Source organism: Bradyrhizobium liaoningense, from assembly GCF_018130785.1.
Classification (GTDB): Bacteria; Pseudomonadota; Alphaproteobacteria; order Rhizobiales; family Xanthobacteraceae; genus Bradyrhizobium; species Bradyrhizobium liaoningense_A.
In genome coordinates, this window is sequence record NZ_JAFCJT010000029.1 from 1 (window position 1) to 12,424 (window position 12,424).

Genomic DNA, 12,424 nt, shown 5'->3' on the forward strand with positions numbered 1-12,424 from the left:
CGTTGGATCGAGATTTCGCATCACTCAATGGTCCGGCGTGGCCGGTGCGTAGCTCAGAGGCGCTGGTGACCGCCGTCAAGGCGGGTCTGACATTGCAGCCTAATTTTCAGTTCATCCGTCATCCCGGAGGAGGCGGCACAGATCCTCTCGGGGCGATGCGAGGTAGACCTCTAAAGGACGCGGCGGTTCTAGGGCTTCGGTCGGTCATTAAGTTCTGAAGACAGGCTCAGGAGGCCCCTCAGCAGGGCAGTTCAATGCGGAGTGGGAGGGCTACTCTGAGGTATTGCGTCCGCATTTAGAGGACAGCGCGTTGTAGAATCCTGGTATTTTGAGTGTGCCCGCCTCGACAATCATAGGAACCCACATTGCTGTGCAAGCGTTTTCGCTCGTGTGGGAGCGATCATGGCCAGCAAATCACTTTGGATGGACGTGGATGTCATGCCGGCGGCGAGCTCGCTTCCGGGCGACTTTGAATGCGACGTCGCCGTGATCGGATCGGGCATTGCGGGGATTTCCACAGCCTATGAGCTTTGCAAGAGCGGGAAGACGGTAGCGGTGATTGACAGTGGCCGGATCACGGGCGGCATGACGTCGCGGACATCAGCGCATCTTGCCCCGCTCTGCGACGATCTCGTCAGCGAAATGACCAAAATCAAGGGCTTGGACGCAACGAAGCTTTTCTGCACCAGCCAGGCAGCCGCTATCGATCGCATTGAAGAAATTCAGAAGCGTGAACAAATCGACTGTGATTTTCGCAGGTTAGACGGATATCTGTTCCAAGGGCGGGATATGCCCGCAGACGTCATTGATGACGAATTGGAAGCCGTTCAGGCGATCGGAGCCGCAGTGCACCGGCTGGTCGGCGTCCCGCTCAACGGCTGCGAAGACCGTCATGTTCTCAGATATCCGCGACAGGCAACCTTTCACCCAACAAAGTACCTCGCGGGCCTCGCCAAGGCTTGTCACGACAATGGCGTGAGTTTCTTCAGAGACACTCCGGTCGTGGAGGTCAGTGAGGGCAATGGCGCAGTATTGATCAAAACGACCTGCGGCACCGTGAGTACGACGCATGCCGTTGTCGCGACAAATTCTTCTATCTCGGACCGGTTTTCGATCCACACCAAAACGGCCCCCTATCGAACCTACGTGATGGCGTTCGAGATCAAGCGAGGCGCTCTACCGGATGCGCTCTATTGGGATACTGAGGAGCCTTATCACTACGTGCGGTTGCAGCCCGGACCGGATCGTACGGACTATGTCCTAGTTGGAGGCGAGGATCATAAAAGTGGGCAGGCGGACGATGCCGACGAGCGGTTCAAAAGGCTTGAGGTGTGGGCTCGAAAGTTGATTTCCGCTCTCGGACCCGAAACCCACCGCTGGTCCGGCCAAGTCCTCGACACCGTCGATTATGCGGGGTTTATCGGACGCGATCCCGCTGGCAAGAACATCTACGTCTCCATGGGCGACTCGGGCCAGGGACTGACGCATGGTGTGGCTGGCGCGATCCTTAATGCGGCCCTCATCCGTGGTGAGCAGCATCCGTGGCAGGAGCTTTACTCGCCTGGCAGGATACCCCTAAAGGCGACGAAGAACTTCATCGTGGAAAACGCTACCGTCGTGCAAAATTTTACAGAGTATCTTGCGCCCGCGGAGTTGGCCTCGCTCGAGCAGCTCGAGTGCGGCCAAGGAGCAATTGTCCGCAGGGGACTCAAAAAGATTGCCGCGTATCGAGATCACGCCGGCGAGCTGCATCTCAATTCAGCGAGTTGCACTCATGTGGGATGTCATCTCCGCTGGAATGGCTTCGAGACCTGTTGGGATTGTCCCTGTCACGGTTCGATGTTTGATATCGAGGGCGCGCCGATCAACGCGCCAGCCGTAAGCTCGTTGAGCCGCGTCAAATAATCGCCGCGAGGCTGCCATTACCAGACAGCATTCACAAGACGCAGACCATTCCGACGTCCGCAGTCCGCATTGGCCTTGGGCAACCGCAGAGCTCTCGGTTGCGCCGACAGCGAGTGAGAACTTCTCATGCGATGTTCTCATCGTCGGCGCCGGGATCACGGGCACCTTGATCGCAGAAAGACTTACCCGCCGCGGCCTCGATGTTGTCCTACTGGACCGTCAGATGCCGGGTCGGGGCAGCACCGCAGCCAGCACGGCCATGTTGCTATGGGAGATCGACCGTCCACTCTCCCACCTTGCAGCCGCTTATGGCTTCGAACAGGCTTCGCGCTGTTACAATGCGAGCCGGCGTGCTCTAGACGGCCTGGTCGATCTTGTTCGACGCCTTGAGGTCCGGTGCCAACTAAGATCACGCGGCTCGCTATATCTGGCCGCCGAATACGATGCGTCCGACTTGCGGTCAGAGGCTGAGATACGGAAAAGGGCGGGCCTCCCGACTACCTTCCTCGACTATTCAACGTTGTTAAGGGACTATTCCTTTTCACGGGAAGGCGCGCTCTATTCGGAAGGAGCCGCTGATGCCGATCCTGTATTACTTACATATGGCCTTCTGAAAGCTGTCCTCGGTCGCGGCGCGCGTCTGTACCAGGCGAATGCAGTTGCATTTGACAGCGCGCGATCCGGGGTTCACGTCATGACTGAAGGTGGCGTCGAGATTTCAGCCCAGTATCTTGTGCTCGCGACCGGCTATGTCATGCCAGATATCGTGCGGCCCACAATTCAGAAGGGGGCTTCAAGCTGGGCCGTAGCCACGATCCCGCAGCCGGCAGCATTGTGGAAGGATGGCACACTGCTGTGGGAGGCTTCCAAGAGCTATCACTATGCGAGAACGACAGTCGATGGTCGCGTCATTTTCGGCGGTGAGGATGAATCACTTGTCGATCCAGAATTACGAGACAGCTTGACCGCTTCCAAGACAGAGAAGCTTAAGCAAGCGCTTCATCAGCTGTGGCCTGCTAGTTCGCTCGAGCTTGACCATGCCTGGTCCGGTACCTTCGACACAACGGCCGATGGTCTTCCTCTGATCGGCAGAGTGCCAAGTTTTCAAAACATCTTTGCTGCGTACGGCTACGGGGGCAATGGCGTGACCTTCAGCTATCTCGCGGCTTATCTAATCGAGGTGCTGGTCTCGGGCCAAAGATCACCGCTGCTTGATGATTTTGCCCTCGATAGACAGGCCCCCTGACGCGTTAAAACGGTTCGAGTTAACGTCTAGGAAGCCGAGCGCTCCTGCCGGCTGCGTCGCGGTCGCGTTGCGCGCGCATGCGCCCAGAAGGCCGATCTAGCCCGCGAAAACCTCAGGCGGAGCTGCGCTCTACCGATCATCCCAATTCGGCCAGGATGTGATCTCGATGCGCGACGTGTTGCGCCTGAGTGGCGAGGAACGTCTCGAGAAGCTCTCGCGCTGCGGTCGTGCCGTGACCATGGCGGTCGAGCTCGGCGATCCGCTCGAGCTGATCGGCAATATGGAGTTCGCCTCGGGCGACGTGCCGCTCGGCCTCTTCGAGATGTCGGCGCTGCATTGCGGGATCCATGACGCAGACTAACTGATTAGACGAGCGCTGTCGGGAGGCTGCGGGTGCCAGCAGCCGACGGCGTCTTCGAACGAACCGAGGCATCCGCGGATGAAGTTAGGTTGCCTAGGCCGACTTCTTGATCGCTTCGGTGAGAGCGGTCCGCGCAACTTCCCTCAACTCGGCGAGCGTCCTGTTCCCGCCGCCCGCGCTTTCGAGCAGTCTTTCCGCGATCCGCTTTCTCAGTTCGTGATCGCCGCCGTGGGGAAGTGCTCGGCAGACATCTTCCAGCACGACGTCGTCTCGCCGGCGACTTTAGAGGCGCGAGGCGGCGCTGCCATTAACCGATGTTTAGTTCTGGCCGAAAAGTCAGCGGCCGCAGAGGTTGCGAGACCCGAGATGGCGGCTCAAATGCGTGCGACAATTAACATTTGGAAGAGAAACCAAATGCGTCTCGCGCTATTGTTCTGCCGTCACAGCACGGCCCATGGCATTCATCTGTGTTGAGAACGCCCGTAGCGCTCCCGCCTCCCTCGTGCGGAAAAGGAGCGTGCCTTGCAGAAGCGGCGGCGTTTCAAACAATCTCAATCGTTGCAGGAAAGACTGCGGACTTTCGCGGAGGACGCTCGCGCGCGGGCCTCTGGTCTGCCGCCCGGCGTCGAGCGTGATCAGTTGCTGAAGAAGGCCAGAGAGGCCGACACGGCATCTCACGTAGACGATTGGGTCAACTCGGTCGGCCTGCAGTCTCCGAAGTAGCTCAGTGGCTCAATATTTTTTCGACTTCAAATCCGTGGACGTGGCTTCGCGGGACAACGAAAGCATGGAATTGCCGGACACGGCAGCGGCGCACGACGTGGCTCTTGACGCGCTCGTGGAGGCGGCCCGCGAAGCGGTCGTCGAGGGATCTTGTGATCAGCGCTTTGCGGTCGAGGTCCGCAACGGAATTGGGCGGGTTCTCGAAGTGAGCGCGGTCTTCAATTCCAGGATTTTCAGAAAGCAGTGAGGCCAGGAGCGGACGCGCTGGTAGAGAAGTGCTTCCTGTTTGTCGCTCATGAAATGCTCAAGAATGATTCGACTTGTTATCTATGCCGAAATCACCCGGCTTCAACGCCCCAGGCGGCCGCGTGTACGGCGCCCGCCAGCGCCTCGCGGCGATGACACGAAGGTGCGTGCACACGAATCGATCAGAATCTGATTGGCGAAATGACGCTCCCACTCGGGGCTTTTCATGTCCAGCAAATAGGCCGCCATCCGCTGGGACGATTTCATCTATGAACCATCACAGCGCTGGCGCACGCGCAGTCGGGGTTGCTGACAGCGAACTCATTCGCCAAAGATGCCAGCGGCAATCCCCTAGCGTGCCCGAACGTTGACGCCGTCGTCTTGATCCGTCACTCGCTTTACTTCCAGCGGTTCGCAGGGGGCGTTTTCACTCCGGAGAGGGCACACGCATTCGACTTCGGCGACGAAGAAGCGCAGACGATACCTCGGCGTCGGTGTCGGCTGTGCGCTGGGCCAGCGCGTCGGGACGTCGCTAGTCGCATCGCGCGACCATTTATCGACGGGATTGAAGGCTATAATCCGGACCGGATAGGCGTATTGGCCGGACAGGAGATTTTGCAGGATCGTCTCGAGGTCGGTGTCAGACTCGTAGGTCTCGCGCCAGGCGCAACCGGCACGCGCGCCGAAGTCTTCAAGCACTAGATCGATGTCGCGGTCGAGGCGGTCGGCCGGCACGATCGAGCGCGAGGAACGCATTCGATATGACAAGGCGGAGAGGCCGCAGGGGGTCAAGAGGGTAGGCCAGGGCCGCTCTGCCGGTTGTGGCAGCGAGCCAGCGACGATTCAAATATTGGACCGCCTTTCTGTTCCTGTAGGCGTAGGGCGTACCGCGTAGATCGTGCGGAACGTCGCCGCACGGGATGGACGACCGAACCCTGCGGCCGCGCGCGCGAACGTCTGTGTTGCGGCTGGCTTGTGTTCTGCGGTGACGGCCCCACGAGACAGAATCCTGTCCGGAGGCCCCGGCATCATCATGCCCCGGGCCCGTTGCTGGTCCCACCACGGGCAGAGGATTCAAAGATGGGTGTCTATACCGTCGGCGAAGACCCTATTTTGTATCCGGCTCAGATATCGAGGCCACAGGCCTTTCGACAGAGTTACTTAATACTTGAACTCTGGCATCGACTTGAGTTGGTCTTTCGTGACGTTGATAACGGCTCGGTCGGGAAACCATTCGCGCGCAGTCTCGGACGTCATTCCTTCGGTCGTTTTCCCAGCCTTATTAGCGAATTTGAGGCTGCTCATCGCGACCAGCACATAATGCGTGCCCATTCCCAAAAAGCCGCCTGCCTCGATGACAAGACCCCTTACCCGGCCCTGAGAGTCGATGATGATGTCATAAACGTCGCCGACTTTGTCGTTGGCTTCATTGTAAACGTTGACGCCCTTCATTTTTGCTGCGCTCCAGTCTCCCGCAGCGGCGATTGGCGCGGCTGCTTCGGACGCCGTGTGAGCAGGCGTCTGGGCGAACGCCGCGGAAGCAAAGAGCAGAGCAGTGATGGTGGCCAATGTTCTCACGATATCCTCCCTAGCTGGAACCTTAAAAACAGAGGCGCTCGGCGTTCGTTCCTGGTGATGCGCAGGAACGGCCTTCACTTTTATTCGTTGGTGCTGCACCGATTAAACCGATCAGCAGGAGGCGGCGTCATGGATTGGAATCAGGTCGAGGGAAACTGGAAACAGGTCAAAGGCAAGATCAAAGAGAAATGGGGAAAGCTCACTGATGACGATCTCGACGTGATCGACGGGAAGCGAGATCAACTCGAAGGCAAAATTCAGGAGCGATACGGCTATCAGAAAGACCAGACGAGGAAAGAGGTCGATGATTGGTGCGGACGTCAGACTTGGTGAGCAGTTGATTTGAAGAGGCGGGTCCGGTGAGGTGCTCTCCGTCGCTGCGATGGGCCGCAGGCGCATCCACTGAGTTGCGCCTCGGCCACGCTGCTACGCTCCGCCAGCTCTGGCAACGAGCCAGCGACGACTCAAATAATCGCCCGCCGTTGTTGTTCCTTTTCGAAACTCAAGGCGGCGCTAACCGTATCTAACCCAATGTCCGAAGCTGACATGGTAGAAGGCAAGCCAGCGGCGAGAGGCGCTCCCACGTCCCGCGCGGGCAACAAGAGGGCTGAGCAAATGATCAGCACTGCTGAGTGCCGAGAACATGCTGAAAACTACAAGAGACTTTCTGGCGCGAGCGGCATTTCCAAGGACCGCGCCGCCGCCCTGAAAAACATCGCTCGAACTTTTGTGGGGTTGGCCGGCCAACTGGATAGACTGGCGTCCCTCGCGAGGAGCGAGCAGAGGTAGACCTCAGGTAGACAGCCTCAGGCTGGCGGCCTTATTGAAGTTTCCTGCGAAGCTTTCAGATGATCTGTCGCCTCGCCTGCGATTTCTCATTCGGCACCTTCTGTTCGCCGCCGCATTGTACGCGATGGGCCACGCTGATTTTGTGAGATACCTTCTTCAGGCGCAGACTTGCCTGGATGAGGCTGAAAGGGCGACGCGTGAGGTCGACAAGGAGGCATGGCTGAAGCTCGGGGAAGAGTGGATGGAGATGGCGCGCAAGGCTCAGGGGCAGAGGCCATACGAGCATTAGTCCCGGCGCGCCAATTTTCGGCTGGGACGCAGAGTTCAATACCGGGAACCGAATCTCTTTGGCGCCGTTAGAGTCGTGGTTGATTGCTCGAGGAGCCGCGCCATGGGAAAGCGCCGCAGAGTGAAACAAACCCGCTCTCTTGAAGAACGAATGGCTGAACAAGCCGCTAGGCTCAAAGAACGGGCCAATCAGTTGCCCGCTGGGGCGGAACGTGAAGCCTTGCTTAGGCAAGCTAGGATTGCTGAGATGGGCGCACATCTGAGCGACTGGCTGCGCTCGCCAGGCTTGCAGCCGCCGAAATAGCATTCTTGAGGAGCTCTGATGGGTGCCCTAGTTTGATTTAGGAACGTAATCGAGCCGCCCGACTCTGCCCCTAAAGCGAGCGGCCCATGATCCGATACTACTTCGATATCCGGGACAACACCGGCCTCTATCCCGATGAAGAAGGGCTTGAGTTCCAGACTCAGCGGGAGGCCGAGGTCGAGGCCGCCAATTCGCTTACGAGCTTGGCGCAGGACTTTGCGGACATACGGCAAGACGTGGCTGTCGAGGTGCGAACGGATGTCGAGCGTGTGTTTCAAGCTGCGTTCATTTTCGACACAAGCAAGACGAAGCAGTAAGGCCGCCTCAGTTGGCTTTCGGTTCAATGCCCGCAAGACCCTAATGCGGGCAAACATCGTCGGGTCACCACTCTCCGCCACCCGGATCAAGCCTTCCATCGCCGCTTGCCATTCAGGCGCGGCCTGCTGTTGCTTCGGCAGCGTGGCTTACTCGCCGGCGTCGCCGATCCTGATCAGATTCTTGAAGCGCCGACCCCAGTCTCGTTCGGTCATTCCTTCCGCTTCAGCTCAGGTCCCGCGGCAGCAATGGCGCGTTCAACCTCGTCGGCCAAATTTGCAGATGCTCGGCCAGCTTGGTGAACAGGTCTCGCTTCTTGGATTCAGTTGCCAGATCACGGATCAAGGCGCACTCGGCAGCATCGGTGCGAAGCTTTTCCAACTGAGCCTGCATGTCTTTCATGGTGATCGGTTCCGTTCCAGATCTGGAACTATATCGCTTCGTGCACAAGCAGACAGAACTTGTTCAGCGCTTCCATCAAATCGACGACGTTCTCTCCCTTCGGCCTCTCCTTTGGTCGGATCGTCTTGCCGGCCCGCTTCTCGTTAATCAGTACGACCAGCGCGGTTTCGTAGTGGTCCTCGAACTTCTCAGGATCGAGCGTGCCTGCATTCTGATTCACGATGTGCCTGGCGAGTTCAAGCATGTCTTTGGTGACTTTGACGTCCTGGATCTCGTAGAAATATTCCTGCTCGCTGCGAACCTCATAGGGGTATCGCAGTAACGTTCCCACAAGCCCCTTATCCATCGGCTCTAAAGCAATGATGTGTTCGCGATTGGTCAATACCACGCGACCTATGGCGACCTTGTTCATCTCACGGATGGTCTCGCGGATCACCGCGAACGCGTCGTGGCCGATCTTACCATCGGGACGCAAATAGTATGGGCGGATCAGATACAGTGGATCGATGTCGCTCTTGTCGACAAATTCGTCGATCTCGATTGTGCGGGTGGTTTCACATCGAAAAGCTCAATGCTCCGCTTTTCTACACGCTCAAGGCCACCGGATCTGAGTTCGGCGCCGGCATCAAGCATGCAGTTGAGAAGGGCTGGCTTGAGCTGCACGAGAGCGGGACGCATGTCCGGCTGATCGGCAGCAGCGCAAAAGCGGCCCCGGCAAAAGACTAAGTTGCCGGGGCCGTTTGGAGTTACCTTGGCGGTAATGGGGTCGCCAGGTGGTCATGAGCCTAGGAAAACCGGCCGTCGGGAGAGACACATCGACCGAACCCGCGAGTGCTCCGAAGAAGTCAGCCAAGAAGCCGCGCAAGACCGTGGTTGGCCAGAAGGAGATGTTAATGACCATCGCCGGCAAGAAGCAGGCCAAGGAAACGACAGCGAAGAGGCCAGCGGCGAAATCGCAGCGTCGATCTGCCTAGGACGTTTACCCACAAACGTCGGCTTCCGACGGCAAAGCGGAGGTCGTCCCGCTCGGCCGTCATCGTCGGCTCATGACCCGAAGCCGACTTGCGGCCGACTCCGATCCCCCGCGCAGTGTATTCGAACCAGTGCATTTGGAGCCGTCCCCCAATGCATGAGGGATCAGCAGCACCAATAAGCGCGCTCGGTTCGCAGTCTGCTGGTATCTGAATTTGGTCTCGCGACATGTTGCTTCTCGTTGCCAATGCGGCATCGAACTCCCAGAGCGTCACGGCAAGCCCGCTGACCGGTCAGCAGGGCTCAGAACCTCACAAATAGTTCCTCGCAGGAACCGAAAGAATGCGCTCGCTATCTTCCCGATAAAGGCGCACTGAACGCAAGTTGCGCTCCCGCTTACCCCCGCAGCGGAGCAACAAGCATGTCGGCTCAACGGTCGCCAGAGCACTCACTGACATTCGAATATCGGCTTGCGCAAGAGGCAAACAGTCTGCGCTTACAGGCCAAGGGAATGCCCTCGGCGTGCGGCGCACAGAACTTTTGCGAAAAGCCAGGCAGATCGATATTGCTGGAGAGATCAATAAATGGTTGACCTCGCCGGGATTGCGCCCGCCAACTTAAATTTGGGCGGAGTTCTTGCCCGACGTAATGAACTTCAGCACGCCACGTCGAGACTAAGCTTTATCGGGATTTTGCGCTCACCCTCCCAGGGCAGGTAAGCCGCCGCCCGCGCTCTATTTAAGCGGGCGGCGCTTTTGCGTGAGATGGACGAGCATCGTCCATGATTTTCATGCTGCCTCCAATCCAGCGTTCAACGCCGCCGCGATCATGCGCGATCTATCTAACCTCTTGCGCACTGCGGGCGTTCCAATCCGTGAAGATCAGCGGCGGCCGTCGGCGGCTTTTGATCCGCAACGTCGCCCTCCTTCAAATCGGTCGCACACAGTGTCCTAAGTTATTGTTGAACCAGCGTGCTCTCAGGTAGTTCAAGCAGATCACTGGCTGAGGCTCTGCCGTGGGCGTTGGTGACTGAGAGAGACGCGCGCTCCCGCCTGCTGACCAGGGACGCACGCGATGGTTACCTCAACAGGCCAACGAGAGCCGCAACGTGAACCTCCGAGCCATTGTCCGAAATGCGACGGGGTTCCGCGTCTCTACCTGCGACTACCGAACTTACGCGAAGGGACAGTCGCCGACCTTTACCGTTGCCAGAGCTGCAATGAGCTGATCTGGGACGACTAAGGGCGGCGCTCCCAGTTTGCATTAGCGGCTTCAGCCTGGAGAGTGCTAGGCTGACCTATGGAACATCAGGGTATTGAGTACACAATAGTCCAGACCATCAACCCCTCTGGCTGGAAATGGTCGTTTGAGCAAGACGGCCAGACGCCCAAAACCGGTATTGCCTTTAGTCGAGCGGAGGCTGTCAGCGCAGCTGAACGAGCAATCGGCCAATCCCTCAGAGATCAGCAACGGCAAGAATAGGTCACCTCCGTCCGGGCTTCTTCAATTTTGAATGTCGCCTCTTGGCACTTCTGAGACCTCCTGATCGCGACGATGAATGTCCGCATTCGAGGGGACAGCAGAAAACATTTGCTCGCACCGAGTTCTTCTCAGTTTTACCCTTAACGGATCAAAGCACTGGATCGTCGTTGACGCCAGCAAGTCCCGGGCGTTGAATGATCTTTGGAATGCGGACGGAGAAGTAGCGGCAGCCCGCGAGCGCTCGGGTGGCCGCTCCTGATCTTCGCCTTCAGGAAGAACAGTCTGGCTTCACCGACGCGTGCGGAGGTCGAGAGTCATGAGAGTTTCGACTGCGCTTTGGGCATTTTCCATCGCATTGCTCGCTGCGGCAGGAGTGCGTTCGCAAAGCCCGGAAGGGCCACCACCATGGGCCTATCCGGTAAACCCGCCAAATTTTCAACGCGCGCCTGACGATGGCACGATCCGGCGCGTTCCTGACAGCTCCGCCGGTTTTACCCTCACGCAAGTGCGCGATCTGTTCGCCGCGCCCGACTGGCATCCCGACGATCATCCACCAATGCCGGAAATCGTGGCAACAGGGAGAAAGCCGGAAGTGTTCGCGTGCGGTGTCTGTCACCGGGCAGACGGACCTGGTGGTCCCGAGAATGCCAGCCTGTTTGGTCTCTCCGCGGAATACATCATGCAGCAAACGGCGGAGTTTAAGACCGGCCTGCGCACGAACTCGGTGCCTCGCGTCGCCACCGACCTGATGATCAAGTTGTCGAGAGCAGTGACCGATCAGGAACTCAAAGAAGCTGCGGCCTACTTTGCATCAATCAAGCCGAGATCGAACATTACGGTCGTAGAGACCGACACGATCCCGAAAACACACGTGAGAGACTTGTTCTTGGCTGCGCTGGATGGCGCCGACAAAGAGTCCCTCGGTCGGCGAATTATCGAGATTCCAGAAAACGCTGAACACTTTGTCAGCCGAGATTCGCGCGCTCGCTTCATCGCCTACGTCCCGGTCGGCAGTGTTCAGAAAGGGCGGGCTCTGGCAACGAACAGCGATCTCCGCGTCCAGTGCGCGGCCTGCCACGGTACTGACCTCAAAGGGACAGCAACCGCGCCGGGAATTGCGGCGCGTTCGCCCACGTACATGGTCCGGCAGCTCTACGACTTCGGATCGGGTGCGCGGAAAGGCGCCAATAGCAAACTTATGAAACCTGTTGTTGAAAATCTCAGCGTCGAGGACATGATCGCGCTGGTTGCCTATTCGGCGTCGCTCACGCCCTAACGTCCTTAAATTTCTGACTTAGGACAGCATACCGGTTGGTTCCCGTGTGTTCCGGATTTCCCGCAGAGCTCCGCAGTAGTATCATGCGGCGTTACCAAGGCGAACCTGAAGGAGGGATCATGACGAACTTGGCCCCCGACATCAGAACCGAAATTGCCGCAAGTTATACCGCTTGGGATTCGGCATTCAACAAAGCTGACGCAAAGGCTATTGCCGCAGCGTACGTTTCCAACGCCAAACTACTACCGCCGACCCACGACGTCATATCTGGTCCGGTTGAGATCGAGAACTTCTTTGCTGGGCTCTTTTCGAGCGGATTCTCCGATCACAACCTGACGATCATAGATGCTGGTGGAGACGAGAAGATCGCCTACAGCACGGCGAAATGGAGCGCCAACGGCAAGGGAGCGGATGGGTCCCGCCAGGCCGCCGGCGGCATCGCTACGCACGTATTTGAGCGTCAGGCGGACGGTTCGCTAAAGTTGAGGTTGCACACTTTCAACTAAGCCGGCCGCACGTGTCGCCTGACACCGAGGA

General features: G+C 58.3%; 14 protein-coding genes and 2 pseudogenes. 10 read left to right on the plus strand and 6 right to left on the minus strand.

Going from position 1 to position 12,424, the window contains the following annotated elements; genetic code table 11:
• The 4 genes from JQ627_RS33955 to JQ627_RS33970 form a co-directional block, all read left to right on the plus strand.
• Positions 1-218 (plus strand): carbohydrate porin (locus JQ627_RS33955; protein WP_212488716.1); only part of this gene is annotated, 218 nt, incomplete at its 5' end.
• 184 nt (positions 219-402) lie between these two features.
• Complete coding sequence (locus tag JQ627_RS33960) at positions 403-1,905, plus strand: FAD-dependent oxidoreductase (protein ID WP_212488717.1); 1,503 nt, start codon at positions 403-405, stop codon at positions 1,903-1,905.
• Positions 1,906-2,044: 139 nt separating this feature from the next.
• A complete protein-coding gene (locus tag JQ627_RS33965; protein WP_312015840.1) occupies positions 2,045-3,151 on the plus strand; it encodes an FAD-dependent oxidoreductase in 1,107 nt (368 codons plus the stop codon).
• A 166-nt stretch (positions 3,152-3,317) separates the two neighbouring features.
• Positions 3,318-3,512, plus strand: a complete 195-nt coding sequence (locus JQ627_RS33970; RefSeq protein ID WP_212488718.1) for a hypothetical protein — start codon at positions 3,318-3,320, stop codon at positions 3,510-3,512.
• 93 nt (positions 3,513-3,605) lie between these two features.
• On the opposite strand, the gene JQ627_RS33975 is transcribed toward JQ627_RS33970, so the two are convergent.
• Complete coding sequence (locus JQ627_RS33975; protein ID WP_212488719.1) at positions 3,606-3,773, minus strand: hypothetical protein; 168 nt, start codon at positions 3,771-3,773, stop codon at positions 3,606-3,608.
• A gap of 466 nt (positions 3,774-4,239) precedes the next feature.
• On the opposite strand from JQ627_RS33975, the gene JQ627_RS33980 reads away from it, so the two are divergent.
• Complete coding sequence (locus JQ627_RS33980) at positions 4,240-4,482, plus strand: DUF6894 family protein (RefSeq protein ID WP_212488720.1); 243 nt, start codon at positions 4,240-4,242, stop codon at positions 4,480-4,482.
• A gap of 468 nt (positions 4,483-4,950) precedes the next feature.
• On the opposite strand, the pseudogene JQ627_RS33985 reads toward JQ627_RS33980, so the two are convergent.
• Positions 4,951-5,237: pseudogene (locus JQ627_RS33985) on the minus strand (hypothetical protein); the annotation flags it as partial.
• 405 nt (positions 5,238-5,642) lie between these two features.
• Positions 5,643-6,059: a PRC-barrel domain-containing protein gene (locus JQ627_RS33990; RefSeq protein WP_212488721.1), complete on the minus strand. Its 417-nt coding sequence runs from the start codon at positions 6,057-6,059 to the stop codon at positions 5,643-5,645.
• Between the two features lie 129 nt (positions 6,060-6,188).
• Here JQ627_RS33990 and JQ627_RS33995 point away from each other — a divergent pair, with 129 nt between their 5' ends.
• Positions 6,189-6,392, plus strand: coding sequence for a CsbD family protein (locus JQ627_RS33995; RefSeq protein ID WP_212488722.1), 204 nt, complete (start codon positions 6,189-6,191; stop codon positions 6,390-6,392).
• A gap of 511 nt (positions 6,393-6,903) precedes the next feature.
• Here JQ627_RS33995 and JQ627_RS39705 read toward each other — a convergent pair.
• Positions 6,904-7,368 (minus strand): hypothetical protein, encoded by a 465-nt coding sequence (locus tag JQ627_RS39705; RefSeq protein WP_212488723.1) that lies wholly within the window; start codon positions 7,366-7,368, stop codon positions 6,904-6,906.
• A gap of 158 nt (positions 7,369-7,526) precedes the next feature.
• Here JQ627_RS39705 and JQ627_RS34005 point away from each other — a divergent pair, with 158 nt between their 5' ends.
• A complete protein-coding gene (locus JQ627_RS34005) occupies positions 7,527-7,757 on the plus strand; it encodes a DUF6894 family protein (protein ID WP_212488724.1) in 231 nt (76 codons plus the stop codon).
• A gap of 223 nt (positions 7,758-7,980) precedes the next feature.
• On the opposite strand, the gene JQ627_RS34010 is transcribed toward JQ627_RS34005, so the two are convergent.
• On the minus strand, positions 7,981-8,157 hold the full coding sequence (locus tag JQ627_RS34010; RefSeq protein ID WP_212488725.1) for a hypothetical protein: 177 nt from the start codon (positions 8,155-8,157) through the stop codon (positions 7,981-7,983).
• A 58-nt stretch (positions 8,158-8,215) separates the two neighbouring features.
• Positions 8,216-8,713, minus strand: a pseudogene (locus tag JQ627_RS34015) (Ku protein); the annotation flags it as partial.
• Between JQ627_RS34015 and JQ627_RS34020 the strand changes: the two are divergent.
• The 3 genes from JQ627_RS34020 to JQ627_RS34030 all read left to right on the plus strand — a co-directional run bounded on the left by JQ627_RS34020 (position 8,698) and on the right by JQ627_RS34030 (position 12,393).
• Complete coding sequence (locus tag JQ627_RS34020; RefSeq protein ID WP_212488774.1) at positions 8,698-8,883, plus strand: hypothetical protein; 186 nt, start codon at positions 8,698-8,700, stop codon at positions 8,881-8,883. The pseudogene JQ627_RS34015 and the gene JQ627_RS34020 sit on opposite strands and share 16 nt — an antisense overlap.
• 2,044 nt (positions 8,884-10,927) lie before the next feature.
• Positions 10,928-11,887: a c-type cytochrome gene (locus tag JQ627_RS34025; protein ID WP_212488726.1), complete on the plus strand. Its 960-nt coding sequence runs from the start codon at positions 10,928-10,930 to the stop codon at positions 11,885-11,887.
• A 119-nt stretch (positions 11,888-12,006) separates the two neighbouring features.
• On the plus strand, positions 12,007-12,393 hold the full coding sequence (locus JQ627_RS34030) for a nuclear transport factor 2 family protein (RefSeq protein WP_249143626.1): 387 nt from the start codon (positions 12,007-12,009) through the stop codon (positions 12,391-12,393).
• Positions 12,394-12,424: the final 31 nt, after the last annotated feature.